Here is a 21,618-nt window from a genome sequence, read left to right as displayed (position 1 = left end):
GATCGTCGCGATGGGCGCGCTGCACGCAGAGTACGGGCTGACCAAGCTGGTCGTCGCCTCGTACCAGGCCGCGTCCGGCGCCGGCCAGCCCGGCGTGGACACCCTGCGCGAGCAGTTGGCGAAGGTGGCCGCGACGCCGGGGCTCGGCACCCAGCCCGGCGACCTGCGCCGCGCCGTCGGCGACCTCGGGCCGTTCCCGGCCCCGCTGGCGCTGAACGTGGTGCCGTGGGCCGGATCGCTCAAGGACGACGGCTGGTCCTCCGAGGAACTGAAGGTGCGCAACGAGTCGCGCAAGATCCTCGGCCTGCCGAACCTGAAGGTCTCGGCCACCTGCGTGCGCGTCCCGGTGCTCACCACGCACTCGCTCGTGGTGCACGCGACCTTCGAGCGCGAGGTCACCGTCAAGCAGGCGCACAGCGTGCTGCGCGACGCGCCCGGCATAGTGCTGTGCGACGACCCGGCGAACGGCGAGTTCCCCACGCCGAACGACGTGGTCGGCACCGACCCCACCTGGGTCGGCCGGATCCGCCAGTCGCTGGACGAGCCCGACGAGCTCGAGCTGTTCGTGTGCGGGGACAACCTGCGCAAGGGCGCCGCGCTGAACACCGCGCAGATCGCCGAACTGATCGCCGCCGAGCTGACCGCGGCCTGACGGCGCACTCGTGGAAAACCCCCTCCGGTTCACTCCTGAGGGGGTTTTTCCTATGAATCAGCGCTCCGGGACTGGTCCGAGTGGCATTCTTGAGGCTCGTGAGTGCGCCCCGACGGTTGATGCAAGGAAACACTCGAACGGGGTACAACGGTCGGTGGGTTTCCCTTGTCTAACTGTCGTGACTCTGTCAGCGCCCGAGGGGCTGTGCCTGAAGCCGCCGCTCGTACATCGGCCGCGCCCGGCCTCGACGGGAGGTGCGGTGGCGACTGACGTCGATGTGACGACCGACCTGTTGACCGAGACCTATCAGCGCCACTACAGCTCGCTGTTGCGTCTGGCCGCGCTGCTGCTGGACGACACGGCCTCGTGCGAGGACGTGGTGCAGGAGGCCTTCATCCGGGTGCACGCGGCCCGCGCCCGGGTGCGCGAGGCCGATAAGCTGCTCGCCTACCTGCGGCAGACCGTCGTCAACCTGTCCAGGTCCGCGCTGCGCCGCCGGCTGCTCGGCCTCAAGCTGCTGCCCAAGCCGATGCCGGACGCCGCGAGCGCGGAGGAGGGCGCGTACGCGCTCCTTGAGAAGGACGCCCTGATCCAGGCCTTGCGCGGGCTGCAGCGGCGGCAGCGCGAGGTGCTGGTGCTGCGCTATTTCTCCGATATGACGGAGGCTCAGGTCGCCACCGCCCTCGGCCTGTCGATCGGTTCGGTCAAGGCGTACGGCTCGCGGGGCATCGACGCCCTGCGGGTCCGGTTGGAGGAGCAGCGATGAGCGAGGAGCGCGCAGGCCGGCACGGCTCGTCCCGCGGCTCCGCGGAGTCGCCCGGGCTCGACCCGCAGGATCTGGCGGCCGCGCTGCAGCGGTCCGTCGCGGCGATCGGCGCGGGCGGCCCGCCGCGGGCCGGGCTGACCCGGATCCGCAAGCGGGCCAAGGCGCGGCGGCGCAGGCGGACGGTGGCGGCGAGCAGCGCCGGGGTGCTGATGCTCGCGATGGTCGTCGGCGCGGTCACCGGCAGCAAGTTCGACATCGTGCCGGTGCTCACCGGCGTCGTCGGCCTCGGCGGCGATTCGAACAGCAGCGGCGCGCCGTCCCCGACGCCGCACGCCGGCGGTTCCGGCCAGGTGCGCACGGTGCGTCCGCCCGCCGCCGTGGCCGGCAAGAAGGGTCCCGCGATCGGCCCGGTGCTGCCGACCGCGTCGCCCTCGGCGCTCGCCTCGGCCGGCATTCCGCAGTGCACGGCGACGGACCTGAAGACGACCGCGACCGTGGACTCGGTGATCAACGGCGTCTCGTACGGGCACGTGGAAGCGGTGGCGAACACGACGTGCGCGGTGGCCGGCCCGCCGGTGCTCCAGGTGGAGAACGTGGCCGGCACGGCCGTGAGCTCGGTGGTGATCCTGCGGCACGAGCCCTCCGACGGCTCGCAACTGCCGAGCGTCGCGACCTGGGGCGCGGTACTGAAACTGCAGGCGGGCCAGGGCTACGACCTCCAGTTCGCCTGGGCGCAGGACGCGTGTCCGGCCGGGGCTTCCCCGTCCGGGGCCGCGAGAACCGGCGGCGGGTCGTCCGTCCCGTCGGCCGGATCGAGCAAGAGCCCGGAGAGCGCGTACTCGCTGAGCTACCTGGTCGCCGGCGTCACGCCGACCGCGCCGGTGGACCTCGAGGCCGCGTGCGGCGCGACGGTCTACGTCACGGACGTCTACGGCCAGGGCACATACCCGCTGCCGCAGCCGCCGGCCTCGCCGACCGCGCAGGCGTCCACGACCCCGGCCCCGCCGACGACCCAGGCGCCGACCACGCAGCCGCCCACGTCCAGCACTCCGAGCACCGGCGCCACGTCGCCGACCACCTCGGGCAGCGGTTCCGCGGCGAGCAGCGGAAGCGACAACGGTGGTGACGCGACGACGAGTTCGGCGCCGACCAACGGGGCGAACGCGACAGCGATTCCGTCCGCGTCCTGACGCGGCTCGCGCCGCGCCAGGGGTGTTGCTCGCGGCCTTACTCGCCGCTGCCGCCGAAGCGCGCGGACAGCTCGGGGTCGGTCTCCCACCAGGGACGGAAACGTTCCTGGGCGGAGCCGTCCCCCGGCGCGTATTCGACCTCGACGACCTCGAGCCCGTCCTGCGCCGCGTCCTCGACGGCCGTCTCGTCCTTGCGCAGCGCCCGCCAGAGCGCCGCGAGCAGCGGGATGCTGGTGATGTCGCCGACGATCCAGAACACCGCGCCGCCGAACGCCTGGTTCCAGGCAAGTCCCGAGGTCGCGCCGAGCCGCAGCGGCGCGTAGAGCACGTCGTGCGGCAGGGTGCTGAGAGACGCGTAGTAGCTGCCCGCGACGAGGCCGCCGCCCAGCCAGAGGATCATCGCCACGCCCGCGTCGCCGATGCCCTCGACGAAGCTGATCCACACCGAGATCATGTGCGAGAACTTCTTCGGCACCGGGTCGAGCTGGATGCGGCTCCAGAAGTAGAGGAAGCCGATCGCGAACAGTTCCAGGTGCAGCGTCTCGTCGACGAAGCCGTTGGTCAGCGACGTCAGGTACCAGCTGGTGAAATAGAGCGCGTACGGCGTGGCCAGCAGGATCAGCGAGACGACGGCCGGGAACGTGAGGAACCGCAGGGGCTTCGACGCGATGATCCGGCGCGTGAGCTGTGCGCCGCGGCTCTCACCCGTGGTCAGCAGCGTGAGCGGGGCGCTGCACGCGAAGAACAGCGGCGTGGTCATCAGCAGCAGCGCGTTCTGCAGCGCGCGGTCCCAGAACAGCACCTTCTCGTAGGAGCCGATGAAGGACATCGTGGCTAGCGTGAACAGGACCGCCGCCGTGCCGAAGCAGACCTTGCGGGCCAGCGGCCACCGGCCCACCTCGCGCTCGTAGCGGCGTACGCCGAGGACGTAGCCCACGACCCCGAGCAGCAGCACGGCGAGCATCGCCGGGTCGAACTTCCACGCCGTGAACACGTCGTTCATATGCAGCGGGGAGGCCGGGCCGCACCCTTGACTCAGACACCGTCCAGCAGCTTCGGCCAGCACCATGGTCCTCGCCCTCCTGTCCGCGCCCGCCCGGAAAGCCCGGTTACGTTCCAGTTCCTCGCCTCAGCACGGTACCCCGCGCGGGTCGGCGTCGCGGAGGCGGGGGTCAGTACGCGCAGAACTCGACGAGCGTGCCCTCCGGCGCCCGCATATGTGCGACACGCAGCCCCCACGCGGCCTGGTCCACCGGCGCCGCAACGCTTTCCGTGCCGTTCGCGCGGAACTGGCTGAAGATCGGCGTCGTCATGCCGCGATCCTAGGCACGTGATCAGACATCGAGCAGCACGGTGAAGGGACCGTCGTTGACCAGCCGCACCTTCATATCGGCCCCGAACACGCCGGTCGCGACCGTGGCCCCGAGCCCGCGCAGCGCCGACACGACTTCGTCGAACAGCGGCTCGGCCACCGGACCCGGAGCCGCCGCGGTCCACGACGGCCGCCGCCCCTTCCGCGCGTCGCCGTAGAGCGTGAACTGCGAGACCAGCAGCAGCGGTGCTCCGAGGTCGGCGCAGGATTTCTCGTCCGCCAGGATGCGCAGCGTCCAGAGCTTCTCCGCCAGCCGCCGCGCGGTGGCCTCCGTGTCCGTGTGCGTCACGCCCACCAGCACGCACAGTCCCGGCGCGTCGATCTCGCCGACCGTCACGCCGTCCACCCGCACACTCGCCTCAGCCGCCCGCTGAATAACCGCCTTCACGAGGATCGATGATCCCATAGGCTTGAGACCATGCCGATTCCGCGGATCACGCTGCAGGAAGGCGACATCACGAAGGTCGCCGCCGACGCGATCGTCAACGCGGCGAACTCCTCGCTGCTCGGCGGGGGCGGCGTGGACGGGGCGATCCACCGCGCCGGCGGCCCGCAGATCCTGCAGGAGTGCCGGGCGCTCAGAGCCTCGCACTACGGCAAGGGCCTGCCCACCGGCCAAGCCGTCGCGACGAGTGCGGGCAGGCTCCCCGCGCGCTGGGTCATCCACACCGTCGGACCGGTCTACTCGACCACCGAGGACCGCTCGGAGCTGCTCGCCGCGTGCCATCGCAATTCCCTGCGAGTCGCCGACGAACTCGGCGCGCACACGGTCGCCTTCCCGGCGATCTCCACGGGCATCTTCGGCTGGCCGCTGCAGGACGCCGCGCGCATCGCCATCGGCACCGTCCGCGAGACCGAGTGCGCAGTCGTCCGCGAGGTGCGTTTCGTGCTGTTCGGCGCGGACGCCTACAACTACTTCAAGACACGCTTGGACCGATGACTGAATCCTCCATACCCACGTCCGTACCCAACCGGCAGATAAGGGCCTGGTACGACGACACGACGATCACCGTCTACCAGGCCTACGGTCCCTCGATCGCCAGGCCCGCGGCGGCGACGGGCCGCTTCGGCAAGGAATTCAAGCGGGAGCGCATGACGTGGATCAAGCCGTCGTTCCGCTGGATGATGTACCGCTGCGGCTGGGCCGCGAAGCCGGGCCAGGAACGCGTGCTGGCGATCCGGATCTCCCGCGAGGGCTTCGAATGGGCCCTGGCCCACAGCGCTTTCGCGCACTTCGACGCCGAACTGCACGCCGACCACGACGCCTGGCGCGCCTCCCTGGTCGAGCCCGTGCGCGTTCAGTGGGACCCGGAGCGCGACCTGCGTTTCAATCCGCTCGGCCATCGTTCGATCCAGATCGGGCTGGGCGGCGCCTCCGTCGCAAAGTACTGTGACGAGTGGATCGCGGGAATCGACGACGTCACCGACCTCGCCCAGCGCGTGCACGGCGAGCTCGCGGCGCACGGACCGGAGGCCGCGGCGAAGCTGCTGCCCGCCGAGCGCCCTTACCCGGTCCGCGACGCCGTCGCCGTGCGTATCGGGATGACAACCGATTCATGAAAGACGTTCGGCAGTAGGCCGACGTTCGCCGCACGGAAACCCCGCGAGCCGATAGTTGTATGGACAACTTTGGCCTCAGCGAGGAGACCCACTACCGTGAAACGCTCCTGGTCTGCAGTGATCGGCACGCTCGCATTGCTGGTCGCGGTGCTTGTGTGCGCTCCCACCGCGCTCGCCGCTACGACGAGCGGCAACCTCATCGTCGACGGCGACGCGAACGCCGGATACTGCACCTCCGACTGGACCGCCGCCACCACCGTGCCCGGCTGGCAGGTCGTCTCCGGCAGCCCCGACATCATGTGCTCCTCCGTCGGCAGCTTCGGCTACCCCTCCGGCACCCCGGACTCCGCCTTCTACGCGCCCGGCAACCAGGGCGACGGGTCCATCGAGCAGACGGTGAACGTCGCGTCGGCCGCCTCCGCGATCGACGCGGGGGGCGTGAGCTACAACCTGTCCGGCTGGCTCGGCGGTTGGACCACGTACGCCGGATACACGCAGCTGTCCGTCACGTTCCTGAACGCTTCCGGCGCACAGGTCGGCTCCTCGGCCTCGCTCCCGACGGTCAGTGAGTCCGATCGCGGCGGGAAGACGGAGTTCCTCGCGCGCTCGGCCACCGGCGCCGTACCCGCCGGCACGCGCTCGATCCTGGTGCAGCTCGCGTTCGTCGACAGCTCCAGTGAGGCCGGCTACGCCGAGCATCTCTCGCTCACGCTCAACACGCCGGTGACCGCGCCGACCCTCACGCCTCCGGCTTCCTCGGTGCCCGGCTACAGCCACGTGTTCATGATCATGATGGAGAACACTGACTACAACGAGGTCGTCAACAACCCCTCGGACACGCCGTATCTGCATACTCTGATGTCCGAAGGCTCGACGATGGCGAACTACCACGCCGTCTACCATCCGAGCGACGAGAACTACCTGGCCGTCGCGGGCGCCGACACCTACGCGAACGGCGCCACGTACTGGCCGAACATCAAGGACCCGAACAAGAACATCGGGGACGAACTCGTGGCCGACGGCGAGAGCTGGAAGGCGTACGAGCAGGGCATGGGCACGCCGTGCAACACCACGACGAAGTACGACTCGTACTACGAGCCCGATGACGCCCCGTTCATCAACTACACCGACGTGTCCGGCAACGCCTCTTACTGCCAGGCGCACCTGTTCGACACCAGCCAGCTGACGACCGACCTGGCCAGCGCCTCGACCACGCCGAACTTCTCCTGGATCGCCGCCGACGACTACTACGACGGCGAGGCCTCAGGCAACGGCTCGGCCACCAGCCTCAAGACGCAGGACGGCTGGCTCAAGCAGACCGTCGCGCCGATCCTGACCTCTCCGGCGTGGACCACGCAGAAGTCGCTGCTCGTCATCACCTGGGACGAGGACGAGACCGAGCCCGGCAACCACGTCGCCACCCTGGTCCTCGGTTCGCAGGGCACTGTCCCGGCCGGCACGGTCAGCAACTCGCGCTACGACCACTACAGCACCGGTCGCACGATCGAGCAGGCGCTCGGCATCGCCCCGCTGAACGCGAACGACGAGTACGCGACGCCGCTCAACGACGCGTTCACCGGTGGGGGTTCGTCGTCCGCGCCCAGCACCGCCGTGCCGAACACGACGACCGTCGCGGCCGGCCAGGCGCTCACCGTGACGTATCAGACCACGTCGACCACCGCGAGCTCGGAGAACTGGGTCGGGCTCTACCCGGTCGGCGTGGTTCCCGGCTCGCAGTCCGCCAGCGCGTGGGAATGGGCCGCCGGTACCTCCGGCACCGCCGCGTTCCCGGCGAGTTCGTTGCCCGCGGCCGGTACGTACGCGCTCTGGTACCTGTACGACAACGGCTACAACGTGCTCGCCGGTCCGACGGACATCACGATCCAGTAGGACGGATCCAGTGGGTCGTCAGCCGCGCGGGCCTACGAGGCCGACGTCGTAGGCGATGATGACGGCCTGGACACGGTCCCGTGCGCCGATCTTCGCGAACGCGCGACTGACGTGTGTCTTGACCGTGGATTCGGAGAGCTGGAGTTCCTGCGCGATCTCGCTGTTGGTCATTCCGTTGGCCACTGCGCGCAGGACCTCCAGCTCGCGTTCCGTCAGCGCACGAAGTCGCGGGTCCGCGGTCGCGCGGTCGGCGGTGGGCATCGCCTTGGTGAAGGCATGCAGCAGCCTGCGGGTGAGCGCGGGGGCCACCACCGCGTCACCGACCGCCACGGCGCGGATCCCGGCGAGCAGTTCGTCCGGGCGCGCGTCCTTCAGCAGGAATCCGCTGGCTCCGGCACGTAGCGCGGCGTACACGTATTCGTCGAGGTCGAACGTGGTGAGCACGAGGATGCGGGAGCGCCCGCCGGTGTCGGTGATCCGCCGGGTCGCCTCGATCCCGTCCATGCCCGGCATGCGGATGTCCATGAGGACCACGTCCGGCGACAGGTCCGCGGTACGGCGCACGGCGTCGATCCCGTTCTCGGCCTCTCCCACGACACTGAGTCCGGGTTCGCTCTCGAGTACCATGCGGAATCCCATGCGCTGCAGGGGCTGATCGTCGACGATCAGGACACTGGTCATCCCGGCTCACGGCTCCTCGGACGCTTGAAGGGGGAACTGGGCGGTCACGGTCCACCCGCCGAGGCGGTTCGGCCCGGCCTCGGCGCGGCCTCCGGCCAGGGCCGCGCGTTCGCGGACCCCGGTCAGGCCCTGTCCCGGGGGACTCGCGGCCGCGGGGGTCGTCTGGTGCTCAGGGCCGGTGTCGGACACGCTCACGAGCAGGGCCTCCGCGTCGGCGTCGATCGCGACCTGCACGCTCGTGTCGGGCCCGGCGTGCTTGAGGCTGTTGGTCAGCGATTCCTGCACGATGCGGTAGATCGCCAGCTGAACGCTGCGCGGGAGCCCGTCGAAACGGCCCTTCGCCCCGTAGGACACGCGCGGTCCGGCGGCACGGGTGCGCTCGAGCAACTCCGCGATGTCGTCGACACCCGGCTGCGGTGCGAGGCTCTCGGAGCCGATTCCCTCGATGCCGTCATCGAGCGGGCGCTCACGTAGTGCCCCGAGCGTGCGGCGCAGATCGGCGAGCGCGTGGCGGCTCGTCTCACCGATCAGCTCGAGCGCCTGCCTGCCCCGCTCGGGATTCGCCTCGACCTGGCGTACACCGCCGTCGGACAATCCGGTGATCACGGCGAGGGTGTGGCCGACGATGTCGTGCATCTCCCGGGAGAACCTGGCCCGCTCGGCCAGCACGGCCATCCGGGCCCGCTGCTCCCGTTCGAACTCGGCATGCGCCGCCCGCTCGGTCAGCGCGGTCATCTGGGCGTGGCGCTCCTCGGCCACCATGCCGATCGCGATGCTCGCCGCGATGGCGCTGGCGAAGTAGAGCAGGGACGCGAGCACCTGGTGCTGGACCAGCCCCACGCGGACCACGGAAATGATCAGACCCGGCACGATCGCGCCCACGGCCACGCGCAGCGTGCGCTGCGATCGATACCTGGTCACAGTGTAGAGAGCGACCATCAGGCCGATGCTGCTGGCGGAGTTCTCCGCCGCGGCCCACTGCACCCAGCAGGCGAGGAGCACCGCGTAGTACACCGGCACCGGCGCCTTGCGCCGCCAGGTCAGCGGCACCGACTCGGCGAGCGAAGTCAGCACGAACAGCGGGCTGATTTGCGAAAGCTCCAGCCGCTTGCCCGATTCCGGCACGAGGGCGAGCAGCAGCACGCACAGGGTGAGCAGCACGTCCTGCCGATAAGGATGTCCGCGGAACGCGGCGAGCAGACGCCTAATCGCCCTGCCTACTTTCTCGGTCTTCTCTCCGTGGGATCACCCAACCGTAACCAGGGCCACGGCCGGGTGTCGTCAGCTTCCAGGATGGCGAGGGAGTGGCACCGCGGTACCACCTGGCTGGCTCAATACGGCACGCGGGTGCCACGGTCGGCCGCGAATCCGCCCTTACGCTCGGTGCGAATCCGGCAAAAGGAGAGGGACGATCATGACGGAAGACGCGCGGGGGCCCGGGCGGCAACACGGTGGCGGGGAACGCGGGGTGTTCGCGGCTCTCGGCCGGTTGGCCGCGAATCATCCGTGGCGGGTGATCGCGGTCTGGATCATCGCCGCCATCGCGGTGATCAGCACCGCGCCGCAGCTGACCTCCACCACCGACGAGGCGAGCTTCCTGCCCAGCCGCTACGAGTCCATCCAGGCCGCGAACCTGCAGACGTCCGCCTTCCCGCAGGCCGCGGCCCCGGCCGCGATCATCGTGCTGGAGCGTACCGACGGCTCGGCCCTGACCAGCGCGGACTCCGCGGCGGCGCAGCAGGTCGCGACCAAGCTGGAGCAGGCGCGCATCGCCGACGTGACGGCGCTCCAGGTCGGCCAGCCGTCCGCAAACCGGCTGATCCAGACCATCGGCGTGCAGATGCCCAAGGAGTCCGACCCGCAGGACACCCACCAGACCGACGCGGTCAAGGCGCTGCGCACCCAGCTGCAGACGGACCTGTCCGGCACCGACCTCAAGGGCGGCATCACCGGCACCGCGGCGCAGACCCTGGACTCCCAGTCCTCCAGTGACAAGTCCGGCCTGATCGTCGGGGTCGGCACCATCGGGCTGATCATCGTGCTGCTGCTGGTCATCTTCCGCAGCCCGATCGCCGCGCTGCTGCCCGTCATCACCATCGCCCTGCTCTCCCAGGTCGCCGACGGCCTCATCGCCTTGGCCAGCAAGGCGTTCAACCTGCAGGGCTCCAGTTCGGTGACATCCCTGCTGATCGTGGTGCTCTTCGGCGTCGGCACCGACTACTACCTGTTCTTCGTGTACCGCTACCGAGAGCGGCTGCGCGGCGGAGACGCCTCGCGCCCCGCGGTCGCCGCCGCGGTCACCCGGGCCGGCGAGGCCATCTTCTCCGCGGGCGGCGCGGTGATCGTGTCCTTCCTGGCGCTCTCGCTGTCCACCCTCGGCCTGTTCAAGTCGCTCGGCCCGTCGCTGGCCATCGCGGTGGCCGTCACCCTGCTGGCCGGACTCACCCTGATCCCCGCGATCGTCTCGCTGCTCGGCCCGCGGCTGTTCTGGCCGTCCAAGGCGTGGCGGCAGGAACCGAAGGGCGCGCGCTTCACCGCGATCGGCCGGACGCTGGGGCGCCACCCCGGGCGCTTCGCCGCCGCCGCCGCGATCGCCATGGCGGCGCTTGCCATCGGCGCGTTCAGCTTCCACCCGAGCTTCGACCTCTCCGCCGGCTCCACCAGCTCCACCGCCGAGTCGACGGTGTGGCAGACCCAGCTGGAACGCGGTGAGCCGGCCGGTGCCACCAACCCGACCGAGGTCCTGGTGAAGTCCGACAACAGCACGAAGCTCTCGGCGACCGAGCTGGCCGCCTATCGCAGTGACATCGCCGGGGTCTCCGGCGTCGGCACCGTCTCCCAGGCGATCCCCAACCCGACGGACACGGTCGCCTTCTACGAGGTGTTCCTCACCCACGACCCGTCCTCGTCCGCCGCGCTGAACACGGTCAAGGGCCCGCTGCGCACCACCGCGCACCAGGCCGCCCCGGCGGGCACGACCGCGCTGGTCGGCGGCACCACCGCGATCTACGTGGACATCCAGGCGGCGATGAACCACGACTACTCGGTCGTCTTCCCGGTCGCCGCGGTCATCATCGCGCTGATTCTCGCGCTCGTGCTGAGGTCGGTGGTCGCCCCGCTCTACCTGCTGGCCTCGGTGGGCCTCGGTTTCGCCGCCACACTCGGGGCGACCGTGCTGCTGTTCCAGCGGGGCAGTAACAGCAATGGTCTGATCTTCATGCTGCCGATCATCATGTACATGTTCGTCGTCGCCCTCGGCACCGACTACAACATCCTGATGATCACCCGGCTGCGCGAGGAGTCAAGAGCGGGGCGGCCACCGCGCGAGGCGGCGGCCGAGGCGGTGCGACACGCCGGCCCGACCATCGCGTCGGCCGGTCTGATCCTGGCCGGTTCGTTCGCCTCGCTGATGCTGGCCGGGCAGTCGCTGCTCACCCAGATGGGCTTCGCGATCACCGCGGGCATCGTCATCGCCGCCTTCGTCATGGCGATGTTCCTCACCCCCGCGCTCACCGCGGTGCTCGGCCACGCCGCCTGGTGGCCCGGCCGCGCCGACGCCAGGAAGGACGTGCCGGTGCTGGTCGAGGCGGAGGAGGAGACCGAAGGGGCGGGGCGCACGCGGTAAGGCGCGTTCAGCCGGTCGTCGTAGAGTTCGAAGCGATACAGAGATCGCCAGACATCATCAGGGATGGAGTGTCATGTTCACTGGCCGTGCGTGGCGTGTCGTGAGGTTCGGCGAGCCGGGTCAGGCGGCGGAGTTGCAGGAACTGACCTGGGACGAGCCGTCGCCGGGTCAGGTCCTGGTGCGGGTGCGTGCCGCGGGTGCGGGCTTCCCTGACCTGATGATGGTCAGCGGCCACTTCCCGCTGCTCGGCGCGCCTCCGTTCGGGCTCGGCGAGGAGGCCGCGGGCGAGGTCGTCGCCGCGCCGGCGGGCTCCCGGTTCCGCGTCGGCGACCGGGTCACCGGCATCACCGACTTCCTCACCCGCTGGGGCGGCTACGCGGACTTCGCCTACCTGCGCGAGGAATCCACCATCCGGATCCCCGAGGGGATGACCGACGAGCAGGCCGCCGGGTTCCCTATCGGTTTCCGCACCGCGTACGCCGGGCTCGTCGAGCGCGTCCCGATCGAGCCCGGGCAGCACCTGCTGGTGCTCGGCGCCGCCGGCAGCGCCGGTGCCGCCGCCGTCCAACTGGGCAAGGCACTCGGCGCGCGGGTGATCGCGGTGGCCGGAAGCGCGGAGAAGACGGAGTTCGCGCTGCGGCATGGCGCGGACCACGCGCTCAACCACCGCACCGAGGACCTGACGGCGCGGATCGCCGAGCTCACCGGCGGGCACGGAATCGACGTGATCTACGACCCGGTAGGCGGTCAGACGGCCGCGACGGCGATGGAATCCCTGGCGCGCAACGGACGGATCCTGCTCATCGGCCTGGCCAGCGGAACCCCCGCCCCGCTCGACGCGACGGACATGCTGATGCGCAACTACACCGCGCTCGGCGTCCTCGCGATCCCGAACGACGACGCCGAGACGGAGGCGGCCATCTGGGAGCGCCTGGCCACCCTGGCCGCGAAGGGCGAGATCACCACGTCGGTCGGCACCGTGTACGACTTCGACGACGTACCCCACATGATCGCCCAGCAAGGCGCCCCCAACGCGGGGAAGTCCGTCGTGAGCGTCACCGCATGACGGCCTGAACACACTGAACACCCTGGACATGAGTGTGGACGGCGGCGCAACCGCCGTCCACACCCATATTCTTGATCAGTACGCGCGGCCGAAGAGCACCCGCTTGCCATAGGCCGACGGCATACCGCAGCGTATGCAGTCCCCGGATTCGGCCGGAGCCGCGATGGGAATGCAGCGCGGAGTCGCCGCAGTCTCCGCCTTGATCTCGTTCTCGCATTCCGGCTGCCCGCAGTGCAGGGCACGCGCCCAGCCGATGGAGACGGCCTCGGTGAATTCCGCCCACGAATCCACCGTGAACGTCCGCGATTCCCGGAAGTCGGTCGCGCGCCGGAGCAGGAACTGCTGGAAGTCCTCCAACGCGGCGGCCAGGGTCGACGCCGCGTCATCGAGGCTGATCGCGACCTTGCCCTCGTCGCCGAGGCGCTTCGCCAGCAGGGCGGTGCCGGCCGCCAGATCGCGCGGGCCGATCTCCAGGCGCAGCGGGACGCCGCGCAACTCCCACTCGTTGAACTTGAAGCCCGGCGAGACCTGCGGGCGGTCGTCGACATGGACGCGGATCCCGGCGTCCTTCAGCCGCGCGGCCAGCGCCCGCACCGCGTCCAGCACAGCCCCGCCCTGATCGCCGCGCGCGATCGGCACGATCACGACCTGGTGAGGCGCCAGCTTCGGCGGGAGAACCAGACCCTTGTCATCTCCGTGCGTCATGATGACCCCGCCGATCATGCGCGTGGACATGCCCCACGACGTCGTGTGGCACAGCTCCAACCGACCGGCGTCATTGGAGAACTCGATCCCGAACGCCTTGGCGAAGTTCGTGCCCAGATAGTGCGAAGTACCGGCCTGCAGAGCCTTGCCGTCCCGCACCATGCCCTCGATGGAGAAGGTCTGCACCGCCCCCGCGAACCGCTCCCCGGGCGTCTTCTCCCCAGGAACGACCGGAATCGCGGCGATATCCCGGGCGACCTCCGTGTACACGTCGAGCATCTGCATGGTCTCGCGCATCGCGTCGGCCGCGCCGTCGTGCGCCGTATGGCCCTCCTGCCACAGAAACTCCGTGGTACGCAGGAACAAGCGGGGCCGAAGCTCCCAGCGGACGACGTTCGCCCACTGATTGAGCAGCAGCGGAAGGTCCCGGTAGGACGAGATCCACTTGGCCATCATCTCGCCGACGACGGTCTCCGAGGTCGGCCGCACGATCAGCGGCTCCTCCAGCTCCTTGCCCCCCGCGTGCGTGACGACCGCGAGCTCCGGCGAGAACCCCTCGACATGCTCCGCCTCGCGCTTGAGATACGACTCCGGGATGAACAGCGGGAAGTACGCGTTCTCGTGCCCCGTGTCCTTGATACGCCGATCGAGCTCCGCCTGGATCAGCTCCCAGACCCGGTACCCATACGGTCGGATGACCATGGTCCCCTTCGCCGGCCCGCGCTCGACCAGCTGAGCCTTGGTCACCAACTCGTTGTACCAGGAGGAGAAGTCCTCGCTCTGCGGAGTCACCCCGCGCTCGTCACGTGCCATGACGGCAGACTATCCACCCCGCGCAAGCCAAAAAATCACCCCCGCTTCCCCGCGTAGCCGCCTGGACCGAGGCGTACGCCGGCTTCGGAGATCTGTGCCGCCGACCGCCGGAGACGATCAGCGAGTTGGGCGAACTGCGTTGAGTGCCGCGATCTGCTCGTCGTGAGTCACGCGCAGAACCTTCTCCGGAAACTCGCTCAGCACCATCGTCGCAAATGCGCCGATCGGATCAGTGGGCTGCGTATCGAGGGCGAACTCGAGAAGATGCCCCGCGCCTTCCCCATCGCGTGAGCGTCGAAGGCGCCACCACTTCATGGCGCGCTTGACGCCTCGAACCGTCATCCACAGCAGGTCGTAGTCCTCTGACCGAAGTTGGGCTGCCGTCCGAGCCGCGCGTGCCCGTTCGTCGTCGAGCCAGATGATCGCATCAGCCTTGCGCATGAACACTTCGGCGGACTCGGAGTTCCACCCGTGAGCAAGCCATCCTTCGTCCTGGGCCAGTTGCGTCGCGATCGAAAGAAAGTCATTGGGTTGAGTTAGCGCGCCCTGCTCGTCGTAACGGTAAGCCGCCATGTTGACCGGCTCAAGCCCTAGAGCGTTCGGCAGGACCCTGTTTGACGGAATTTCGCCGCCGAATACGTAGACCCGCCCTGCCTCGGCTGAGAGCACCAGTTCCCACGTCGACTCGTTCAGGGGGACGTGCCCAAAAGCGCACAAGTCGTACGGCTCGTTACGCGCCACCACCGTGCTGTCCTTCCAATACGATCCGGCGCAGGACGATCTTCACGCGCTTGGACAACCATAGGGCCCTCCCGATATCTAAGCCCATTTAGTTCCCCATTCCGCGAGGGCGCGGAGGACGGGGCGCAGCTCCTCTCCGGCGTCGCGGGTGAGGTGGTACTCGTAGCGTGGTGGCCGCTCGGAGTACTGGCGCCGCTCGATCACACCGGCGTTTTCCAGCTTGCGCAGCCGGTCGGCCAGGACGTCCGGGGACAGGCCGGAGTACCTGGCGATCTGCTGGAAGCGGTGCACGCCGTAGTTGATCTCCCTGATCGCCAGGAGCGTCCCGCGTTCTCCGAGGATCCGCAGCGATGAGGTGATCGGGCACGCCCGCGGAGAGTTCGACAGCCAGGACGGCGGGGACAGCGGAGACGGCGCCGCATCAGGGCGAACCGATGCGGCATTCGCACGAAGTGCTTCCAGTTCCGTGCCACGGCGGCGCCGGTACGCGGTCTGCCTGCATGCGGCCGAGCAGGTGTGTCGCGGGCGCCCGCCGCGCTGGTCCAGTTCCGAGCCGCAGATCTCGCAGTCCGCCATCCCCGCCTCGCAATCGTCACGTGACAAAAGTGGACTCGCTCCGCGCCGCGACGAGCCGCTTGGTCTGCGCATTTTAGCGCGGCCGCCGCGAGATTCCGCTCGCCCCGGAGCGAGGTGAGTTGTCCGTCCCGAGTGACCTCCGTAGGTTCCGCGGCATCGAGATCCGCACCTAGCGAGGGGGACGATGTATGTCGGAAGTCGGCTCGACCACCCGATCGGCCGATCTGGACAGTGCCGAGCGTCGTGGTGCTCAGCGTGTGCTGCTGCTCGGCAGCCTCGGCATGTTCGTGGTCGCACTCGACACCACCATCGTGAACATCGCGTTCACGACGATCGCCGGTAGTCTGCACACCTCGACCGGACGCCTGGCGTGGGTGCTCAACGCGTACAGCGTCGTCTTCGCGGCCTTGCTCATTCCATCTGGCTGGGTGGCCGACAGGTACGGGCGCAAGCGGGTCTTCCTGGCCGGGCTGCTGGGATTCGCCGTGATGAGCGCTCTATGCGCGGCCGCGCCTGATGTCGGGGTCCTGGTTGCCGGGCGCGGGTTGCAGGCCGTGTTCGCAGCACTGGTGGTGCCGAGTTCGCTTGCGTTGATTCTGCAGGAGTTCCCGCCCGCGCAACGCCCGATGGCGGTCGGGACCTGGGGTTCGATGGGTGCGGTGGCCGCGGCGTTGGCTCCGACCGCGGGTGCGTTGCTCACCGAGTACGCGTCCTGGAGATGGATCTTCCTGATCAACGTTCCGATCGCGGTGGGTATGGCCGCCTTCGGCTCGCGGGTGTTGCGGGAGACGCGCGCGCCCGCCGCCTCCCGGATTCCGGACCCGGTCGGGACAGTCCTGGTTGCGGCGATACCCGCCCTGCTGAGCCTTTCCCTCCTGCAGGGCCCGTACTGGGGTTGGTCGGACCCGCGGGTGATCGGCGGGTTCGTACTCGGATTCGCGCTGCTGCCCGTCTTCCTGTGGCGCTCCGCGGCAGTCGCCAATCCGGTGATGGACTTGGCCCTGTTCAAGCAACGCCAGTTCCGGCTCGTCAACGCGGGCACGCTGCTCTTCGCGACCGCGTTCTTCGGGCTCCTGCTCAGCGGGGTCGTCTTTCTGCAGACCGAGTGGCATTACTCCGCGCTACGCTCCGCGCTGGCCACCGCGCCCGGCCCGCTCGTGGTCATCCTGCTAGCCCGGCCCGCCGGAAGGCTGGCCGCGCGCTTCGGCCACCGGCGCGTGCTGCTCGCCGGTGCTGTGGCGTGGTGCGTGGGATCCGGCGCGCTCGCCGTGCAGGCTGGCGGTTCCGCGCACTGGGCCGCCGACTGGCTGCCGGGCACGGTGTTCATCGGCATCGGGGCCGCGCTGACCCTGCCCATCCAACCCGGAGCGGCCGCCAAGTCGCTGCCCCCGCCGCAGTTCGCCGTCGGCTCTGCGATCAATGCGAGTTTCCGGCAACTCGGCGCGGTCCTCGGTGTGAGCATCTTCGTAGCCGTGCAAACCTCGGCAGGTCCCGCGGCGTACGTCGACGCGTTCCACCACGTGTGGTGGGCGTTCGCGGCCCTGGGGCTCGCCGCGGGAATCGCCGTATGCCTCTGAGACGACTTGCGCCCAGGACTGCCTTCAGCCCTGAGCGCAAGTCCAATGGGACGTGACCTGGCTACTTCGCCGGGCCCATGGTCGGGAAGACCAGGGAGGCCCGGGCGATCGTGTGGCTGTCGATCTCGAAGTTGAGCAGGGCGCCGCTCGTGGTCGCGCCGAGTCCGGTGCTGGGCTCGTCGAGAGCGGTGACGGTGATGTAGTAGTCGTGGATGCCGGAGCCTGCGGGCGGGGCCGCGCCGATGTAGCGGTCCATGCCGGCGTCGCCTTCGAGCTGGATCGCCCCGGCGGGCAGGGTGGTGGAGCCGAGCGCGCCCGCGTTCTCCGGCAGGCTGGTGGTGCCGGCCGGGATGTCCTCGACGATCCAGTGGAAGAAGCCGGCCTGGGTCGGCGCCTCCGGGTCGTACATCGAGACCACGAAGCTCTTGGTCTGCTTCGGGAAGCCGTACCAGGACAGCTCCGGCGAGATGTCCTTGCCGCCGGGCACGCCGAAGATCCCCGACCACTGCGCGAGCGGCAGCGCGTGCCCGTCGCGCACGGTCGTGCTGTACGCCGTGAAGCCCGGGACCTTCGGCAGGAACTCGTACGGGTCGGGCAGGTCGCGCCGATGCGACGGGCCGTCGTGGTCCTTGGCCGAGACCGACGCGCTGCTGGCGGCCGCACTCCCGGTGCCGACGGCGTAGACGGCGCCCACGCCGAGGCAGAGAGCCGCGGTGGCAGCGGCGATCCTCAGCTTGTTGATCTTCATTTCGCGCGATCCTTCCCCAAGATCCGAATCGCCGTCAGACGGCGGCTTGAGAGGGATCGTGCCGGACGCGGTGTCATATGTCCAAGAACTGGATTCGATCCTACCGATAAACTGAATGCATGGCCCAGTTCCGGCTCAGCCCTCGTGGGCGAGCGGGCCGAGTCGTTCGGTGATGTGGGTCGGGGTGACGAGGGTTTCGACGGAGATCGCGGAGACGAAGGCCGCGGTGATCGGGTCGGGGCGCACCCGGGTGTAGACGGACAAGGGTCGGAGGACGGGCGGGTCCGGGCGCAGCAGGGTGCCGTCGAAGCGCCGCGGGATGACGTTGCCGGGCAGCAGCGCGAGACCGATCCCCGCGCGGGCCAGGTTGAGTGCGGACGAGCTCTGTTCGGTGCGCACCGAGAGCCTCGGGGTGAAGCCGGCTTGCCCGCAGGCGCTGTTGAGGATGTCGGACAGGCCGCTGCGCGCGGTGTAGTGCACCCACTCCTGCTGCGCGAGGTCGACCATCGGGACCCGCGAGCCGTCGGGATACGGCAAGGCGTCGGGAGCCGCGGCGATGACGAACTCTTCGACGCCGATCATTCGGCAGGGTCCGTCCCAGTCGGGCGGCGTGGGGCCGACCGCGACGTCGGCCCCACCGGCCTCCATCGCCGCGATCAGCTCGTTGGTGTGCGGGAACTCGACGAGGTGGACCTGGAGTTCGGGGTAGCTGCGCCGCCAGGTGTGCAGCGCCCCGGGCAGCACCCCGGTGCTGATCGAGTAGAGCGTGCCCACGTGGAGCTCGCCGGTCTCCACGCCCGACGCACGGCGGGCGGCGCTCGAGGCGCGCTGCGCGTGGGCCAGGCTCGCCCGGGCGTGCGGCAGGGCGGTCCGGCCCGCCGGAGTGAGCCGGACCTTTCGCGGCAGGCGCTCGAGCAGCGGCCCGCCGAGCTCACGCTCCAGGGCCTGGATCTGGTGGGACAGGCCCGGCTGGCTCACGCAGAGCAGTTCGGCGGCCCGGGTGAAAGAGCCCTCGTCGACGACGGTGACGAAGTACTCGAGTTGGCGCAGCGAAATTGCCATGCAGGAAATCTATCACTTCAAGAAGAACTATCTGTTGGACATATGGATCGCCGCCGCAGCAGGATGAAGTCCGAGCCGCCAAAGCGGTGGCTGTCAATCAGGAGGCAGACGAAACTCATGTCCGGCAGCATCTCCCTGAACAGCGTCGAGAAGGCGATCGAGGCGGGTAAGGCCAAGGCGGCCGAGCTCGGGATCGCGTTCACCATCTCCGTCCTCGACAACGGCGCACGACTGATCGCGCTCTCCCGCATGGACGGCGCGGCTCTGGCGAGCGTGGATTCCAGCCAGGCCAAGGCGCGCACCTCGGTGTACTTCGCGGCCTCGACTCGCGACCTGGCCGGCGCCGTCCAGCCGGGCGCCCCGATGTTCGGCATCGACTCCGCCTTCGGCGACCCGGTCGTCTTCGTCGGCGGCGCGGTCCCGCTCACCGACGCGCACGGCACGGTCGTCGGCGCCGTCGGTGTCGGCGGTGGATACCCCGACCAGGACCACGAGGTCGCCGAGGCGGTCAAGGCCGCCTTGTGAACCAGTGGTGGCGCGGGCAGGCATCAGCTTCCCGCCGCGTCCGCGCCACCACCTCGGCCACCGAACAAAAGGGAACCCGGCATGACAGCACTCTCCGACCAGATGCGCGCGGTGATCAACGCACCCGAGTTCGTCACCCTGGCGACACTCGGCCCGGACGGCCAGGCACGGCTGACCGTCGTATGGGCCAAGACCGACGGTCACGACCTCCTCGTGTCCACCACGACGGACACGGTCAAGTACGGCGATATCCAGCACGATCCGCGCGTCAGCCTCCTGGCTCATCCCAAGGAGCAGCCTTACACGTACGTCACGATCGACGGCACCGCGACCGCGACCACCGAGGGCGGCGGCGAATTGATCCAGGACCTCAGCCGGCGCTACACCGGCGGCCCGTACACCTTCGACAGCCCGGACAAAGTCAGGGTCGTGATCCGAATCACCCCGACCCGAGCCGTCTACTCCGATCCCTCCTCACGCAGAGCCAACTCGAAGCGGCGGTGACCTCATGTCCGATCTACGCGTACTGTGCCTACACGGCTACCACGGCAGCGGCGCGATCCTGCGTGACCAGATGGAATCGCTGGCCACCTCCCTGCCCGCGAACATCGAGCTCGTATACGTCGACGCCCCTTCCCGGGCCACCGGCGACTTCGGCTGGTGGCACGAGGGCTTCGACGGCTGGGAGCGCACCCGCGACTGGGCGATCGAGCTCGTGTGCGGCGGACCCCGATTCGACGGGATCTTCGGCTTCAGCCAAGGCGCGGCACTGACCGGACTGCTCACCGCGGTCAAGGAGAGTGGAAGCGCCCCGCCCGAGTTCCGCTTCGACTTCGCCGTCATGGTCGGCGGCTTCACCAGCGACCAGCCACGACACACGGAAATGATGCAGCACAAGCTCACCACCCCCTCCGTGCACGTCATCGGCCGCAGCGACGTGATCATCCCCCGAAAGGACTCGCTGCGCCTGGCCGACCGGTTCGCGAACCCGCTGATCATCGAACACCCCGGCGGCCACATCGTCCCCGGCCACGACGGGGTGGCCGGACCCATCGCCCACTTCCTCGCCACCCGGAAGGGATCAGGCCAATGAGTAATGGAATGGACCTTGTGCCCACCCCCGTCGGCAAAGCGGGAATCACCTGGTACCCCGCACATGGACCGACGCGTGCGGTGGCCCTGCTTGGCCACGGCATGGCCACCGGAGTGGAGGCCGCGGACCTGCAAGCACTCGCCGCCGACCTGCCACGCCATGGGATCAGCGTCGCCCTGGTCACCCAGCCGTACCGCATGAGCCGCACACGCAGCGGCTCTGACGAGGCCTCACTCGACGCGGTGTGGCAGGCACTATGGCCGATCGCCGCCGACCTGGGCGTCCCCGTGATCTCCGGAGGCCGCAGCGCCGGATCACAAGTGGCCTGCCGCACCGCCGAACAACTCGGCGCACACGCGGTACTCGCCCTCGCCTACCCGCTGCTCGGCCCAGGTAGCCCCGAAGAACTGCTCGCCACCGGCCGACCCACCCTCGTCCTCCAAGGCACCCGCGACCCCTTCGGCCGCCCCGACCAGTTCCCGGCCCTGCCACCCGAAATCGAACTCATCGAGATCCCCAACGCGAACCACACGTTCGACACCCGCGGCAGCGTCCCGCGATCAACGACGATGGACCGCATCACCCGCGCGACATCCCAGTGGATCGAGCAGCAACTGACGCGCGCCTGAACACACCCCTGAACACACCCCTGAACACACCCGCCTGGAAGATCGAGAAGGAGAATCATCCCTATGGAACAGATCCCGCGGACCATGCACGCCGTCGCGTACACCAAGAGTCTCCCGATCGAGCATCCCGGAAGTCTCGAGGACGTGGAACTGCCTGTTCCTCATCCCGGACCGCGCGATCTGCTCGTCCGGGTGGAGGCGATCGCCGTCAATCCGGTCGACTACAAGATCCGGCAGAACGTCGATCCCGGCGGCACGCCGAAGGTCCTCGGCTGGGACGCCGCCGGCACCGTGGTCGCGGTCGGTGCCCAAGTCGAACTGTTCACGGTCGGCGACGAGGTCTACTA

24 protein-coding genes are annotated in these 21,618 nt (G+C 69.3%); 14 read left to right on the top strand and 10 right to left on the bottom strand.

Features of this window, described 5'->3' with window-relative positions; all coding sequences use genetic code 11:
- The 3 genes from VG296_RS23095 to VG296_RS23085 form a co-directional block, all read left to right on the top strand.
- On the top strand, positions 1-652 hold a 652-nt coding region (locus VG296_RS23095; RefSeq protein ID WP_325568989.1), incomplete at its 5' end, for an aspartate-semialdehyde dehydrogenase.
- 202 nt (positions 653-854) lie between these two features.
- A complete protein-coding gene (locus tag VG296_RS23090) occupies positions 855-1,418 on the top strand; it encodes a SigE family RNA polymerase sigma factor (RefSeq protein WP_414641128.1) in 564 nt (187 codons plus the stop codon).
- Positions 1,415-2,608: a hypothetical protein gene (locus VG296_RS23085; RefSeq protein ID WP_325568985.1), complete on the top strand. Its 1,194-nt coding sequence runs from the start codon at positions 1,415-1,417 to the stop codon at positions 2,606-2,608. Before VG296_RS23090 ends, VG296_RS23085 begins: the two co-directional genes overlap by 4 nt.
- A 37-nt stretch (positions 2,609-2,645) precedes the next feature.
- Here the strand turns inward: VG296_RS23085 and VG296_RS23080 are convergent, their stop codons facing one another.
- From VG296_RS23080 to dtd, 3 genes are all read right to left on the bottom strand, one after another.
- Entirely contained in the window at positions 2,646-3,611 is a 966-nt protein-coding gene (locus VG296_RS23080; protein ID WP_325568983.1) for a cytochrome c oxidase assembly protein, read from the bottom strand.
- A 169-nt stretch (positions 3,612-3,780) separates the two neighbouring features.
- On the bottom strand, positions 3,781-3,921 hold the full coding sequence (locus tag VG296_RS23075; protein WP_325568981.1) for a hypothetical protein: 141 nt from the start codon (positions 3,919-3,921) through the stop codon (positions 3,781-3,783).
- 21 nt (positions 3,922-3,942) lie between these two features.
- A complete protein-coding gene (gene dtd / locus VG296_RS23070; protein ID WP_325568979.1) occupies positions 3,943-4,368 on the bottom strand; it encodes a D-aminoacyl-tRNA deacylase in 426 nt (141 codons plus the stop codon).
- Between the two features lie 30 nt (positions 4,369-4,398).
- Here dtd and VG296_RS23065 point away from each other — a divergent pair, with 30 nt between their 5' ends.
- The 3 genes from VG296_RS23065 to VG296_RS23055 all read left to right on the top strand — a co-directional run bounded on the left by VG296_RS23065 (position 4,399) and on the right by VG296_RS23055 (position 7,430).
- Entirely contained in the window at positions 4,399-4,920 is a 522-nt protein-coding gene (locus tag VG296_RS23065; protein ID WP_325568977.1) for an O-acetyl-ADP-ribose deacetylase, read from the top strand.
- Positions 4,917-5,540: a DUF4291 domain-containing protein gene (locus VG296_RS23060; protein WP_325568975.1), complete on the top strand. Its 624-nt coding sequence runs from the start codon at positions 4,917-4,919 to the stop codon at positions 5,538-5,540. Before VG296_RS23065 ends, VG296_RS23060 begins: the two co-directional genes overlap by 4 nt.
- Positions 5,541-5,636: 96 nt before the next feature.
- Positions 5,637-7,430 (top strand): alkaline phosphatase family protein, encoded by a 1,794-nt coding sequence (locus VG296_RS23055; protein ID WP_325568973.1) that lies wholly within the window; start codon positions 5,637-5,639, stop codon positions 7,428-7,430.
- An 18-nt stretch (positions 7,431-7,448) separates the two neighbouring features.
- Here the strand turns inward: VG296_RS23055 and VG296_RS23050 are convergent, their stop codons facing one another.
- A complete protein-coding gene (locus tag VG296_RS23050) occupies positions 7,449-8,111 on the bottom strand; it encodes a response regulator transcription factor (protein ID WP_325568971.1) in 663 nt (220 codons plus the stop codon).
- A gap of 6 nt (positions 8,112-8,117) precedes the next feature.
- Complete coding sequence (locus tag VG296_RS23045) at positions 8,118-9,311, bottom strand: sensor histidine kinase (RefSeq protein ID WP_422653136.1); 1,194 nt, start codon at positions 9,309-9,311, stop codon at positions 8,118-8,120.
- 214 nt (positions 9,312-9,525) lie between these two features.
- Between VG296_RS23045 and VG296_RS23040 the strand changes: the two genes are divergently transcribed.
- On the top strand, positions 9,526-11,736 hold the full coding sequence (locus VG296_RS23040) for an MMPL family transporter (protein WP_325568967.1): 2,211 nt from the start codon (positions 9,526-9,528) through the stop codon (positions 11,734-11,736).
- Between the two features lie 73 nt (positions 11,737-11,809).
- A complete protein-coding gene (locus VG296_RS23035; protein ID WP_325568965.1) occupies positions 11,810-12,802 on the top strand; it encodes an NADPH:quinone oxidoreductase family protein in 993 nt (330 codons plus the stop codon).
- Positions 12,803-12,877: 75 nt separating this feature from the next.
- On the opposite strand, the gene proS is transcribed toward VG296_RS23035, so the two are convergent.
- The 3 genes from proS to VG296_RS23020 form a co-directional block, all read right to left on the bottom strand.
- Complete coding sequence (gene proS / locus VG296_RS23030; protein WP_325568963.1) at positions 12,878-14,320, bottom strand: proline--tRNA ligase; 1,443 nt, start codon at positions 14,318-14,320, stop codon at positions 12,878-12,880.
- Positions 14,321-14,437: 117 nt separating this feature from the next.
- Complete coding sequence (locus VG296_RS23025; protein WP_325568961.1) at positions 14,438-15,064, bottom strand: hypothetical protein; 627 nt, start codon at positions 15,062-15,064, stop codon at positions 14,438-14,440.
- Between the two features lie 75 nt (positions 15,065-15,139).
- Entirely contained in the window at positions 15,140-15,664 is a 525-nt protein-coding gene (locus VG296_RS23020; RefSeq protein WP_325568959.1) for a helix-turn-helix domain-containing protein, read from the bottom strand.
- Positions 15,665-15,825: 161 nt separating this feature from the next.
- Here VG296_RS23020 and VG296_RS23015 point away from each other — a divergent pair, with 161 nt between their 5' ends.
- The gene (locus VG296_RS23015) at positions 15,826-17,214 is read left to right on the top strand and encodes a DHA2 family efflux MFS transporter permease subunit (RefSeq protein WP_325568957.1); all 1,389 of its coding nucleotides are present in this window, start codon (positions 15,826-15,828) and stop codon (positions 17,212-17,214) included.
- A 61-nt stretch (positions 17,215-17,275) separates the two neighbouring features.
- Here the strand turns inward: VG296_RS23015 and VG296_RS23010 are convergent, their stop codons facing one another.
- Together VG296_RS23010 and VG296_RS23005 are read right to left on the bottom strand one after the other, a co-directional pair.
- A complete protein-coding gene (locus tag VG296_RS23010; protein WP_325568955.1) occupies positions 17,276-17,962 on the bottom strand; it encodes a YbhB/YbcL family Raf kinase inhibitor-like protein in 687 nt (228 codons plus the stop codon).
- 135 nt (positions 17,963-18,097) lie between these two features.
- Positions 18,098-19,024: a LysR family transcriptional regulator gene (locus VG296_RS23005; RefSeq protein ID WP_325568953.1), complete on the bottom strand. Its 927-nt coding sequence runs from the start codon at positions 19,022-19,024 to the stop codon at positions 18,098-18,100.
- Between the two features lie 117 nt (positions 19,025-19,141).
- Between VG296_RS23005 and VG296_RS23000 the strand changes: the two genes are divergently transcribed.
- The 5 genes from VG296_RS23000 to VG296_RS22980 form a co-directional block, all read left to right on the top strand.
- The gene (locus VG296_RS23000) at positions 19,142-19,549 is read left to right on the top strand and encodes a heme-binding protein (RefSeq protein ID WP_325568951.1); all 408 of its coding nucleotides are present in this window, start codon (positions 19,142-19,144) and stop codon (positions 19,547-19,549) included.
- 81 nt (positions 19,550-19,630) lie between these two features.
- The gene (locus VG296_RS22995; RefSeq protein ID WP_325568948.1) at positions 19,631-20,053 is read left to right on the top strand and encodes a PPOX class F420-dependent oxidoreductase; all 423 of its coding nucleotides are present in this window, start codon (positions 19,631-19,633) and stop codon (positions 20,051-20,053) included.
- Positions 20,054-20,057: 4 nt separating this feature from the next.
- Positions 20,058-20,642 (top strand): hypothetical protein, encoded by a 585-nt coding sequence (locus VG296_RS22990; protein WP_325568946.1) that lies wholly within the window; start codon positions 20,058-20,060, stop codon positions 20,640-20,642.
- A gap of 8 nt (positions 20,643-20,650) precedes the next feature.
- Positions 20,651-21,271, top strand: a complete 621-nt coding sequence (locus tag VG296_RS22985; protein WP_325568944.1) for an alpha/beta family hydrolase — start codon at positions 20,651-20,653, stop codon at positions 21,269-21,271.
- A gap of 84 nt (positions 21,272-21,355) precedes the next feature.
- Positions 21,356-21,618 (top strand): alcohol dehydrogenase catalytic domain-containing protein (locus VG296_RS22980; RefSeq protein WP_349259669.1); only part of this gene is annotated, 263 nt, incomplete at its 3' end.

The sequence above is a fragment of the Actinospica sp. genome, assembly GCF_035552695.1.
GTDB lineage: Bacteria > Actinomycetota > Actinomycetes > Streptomycetales > Catenulisporaceae > Actinospica.
The sequence above is the reverse complement of the archived record's forward strand: the minus strand, read 5'-3'. Positions and strand labels throughout refer to the sequence as shown.

Bases quoted from the DNA above. Each gene is read 5' to 3' on its own strand.
- VG296_RS23085 (WP_325568985.1), top strand. From the start codon at position 1,415: ATGAGCGAGGAGCGCGCAGGCCGGCACGGCTCGTCCCGCGGCTCCGCG.
- VG296_RS23080 (WP_325568983.1), bottom strand. From the start codon at position 3,611: ATGAACGACGTGTTCACGGCGTGGAAGTTCGACCCGGCGATGCTCGCC.
- VG296_RS23075 (WP_325568981.1), bottom strand. From the start codon at position 3,921: ATGACGACGCCGATCTTCAGCCAGTTCCGCGCGAACGGCACGGAAAGC.
- VG296_RS23065 (WP_325568977.1), top strand. From the start codon at position 4,399: ATGCCGATTCCGCGGATCACGCTGCAGGAAGGCGACATCACGAAGGTC.
- VG296_RS23060 (WP_325568975.1), top strand. From the start codon at position 4,917: ATGACTGAATCCTCCATACCCACGTCCGTACCCAACCGGCAGATAAGG.
- VG296_RS23050 (WP_325568971.1), bottom strand. From the start codon at position 8,111: ATGACCAGTGTCCTGATCGTCGACGATCAGCCCCTGCAGCGCATGGGA.
- VG296_RS23040 (WP_325568967.1), top strand. From the start codon at position 9,526: ATGACGGAAGACGCGCGGGGGCCCGGGCGGCAACACGGTGGCGGGGAA.
- VG296_RS23035 (WP_325568965.1), top strand. From the start codon at position 11,810: ATGTTCACTGGCCGTGCGTGGCGTGTCGTGAGGTTCGGCGAGCCGGGT.
- proS (WP_325568963.1), bottom strand. From the start codon at position 14,320: ATGGCACGTGACGAGCGCGGGGTGACTCCGCAGAGCGAGGACTTCTCC.
- VG296_RS23015 (WP_325568957.1), top strand. From the start codon at position 15,826: ATGTCGGAAGTCGGCTCGACCACCCGATCGGCCGATCTGGACAGTGCC.
- VG296_RS23010 (WP_325568955.1), bottom strand. From the start codon at position 17,962: ATGAAGATCAACAAGCTGAGGATCGCCGCTGCCACCGCGGCTCTCTGC.
- VG296_RS23005 (WP_325568953.1), bottom strand. From the start codon at position 19,024: ATGGCAATTTCGCTGCGCCAACTCGAGTACTTCGTCACCGTCGTCGAC.
- VG296_RS23000 (WP_325568951.1), top strand. From the start codon at position 19,142: ATGTCCGGCAGCATCTCCCTGAACAGCGTCGAGAAGGCGATCGAGGCG.
- VG296_RS22995 (WP_325568948.1), top strand. From the start codon at position 19,631: ATGACAGCACTCTCCGACCAGATGCGCGCGGTGATCAACGCACCCGAG.
- VG296_RS22990 (WP_325568946.1), top strand. From the start codon at position 20,058: ATGTCCGATCTACGCGTACTGTGCCTACACGGCTACCACGGCAGCGGC.
- VG296_RS22985 (WP_325568944.1), top strand. From the start codon at position 20,651: ATGGACCTTGTGCCCACCCCCGTCGGCAAAGCGGGAATCACCTGGTAC.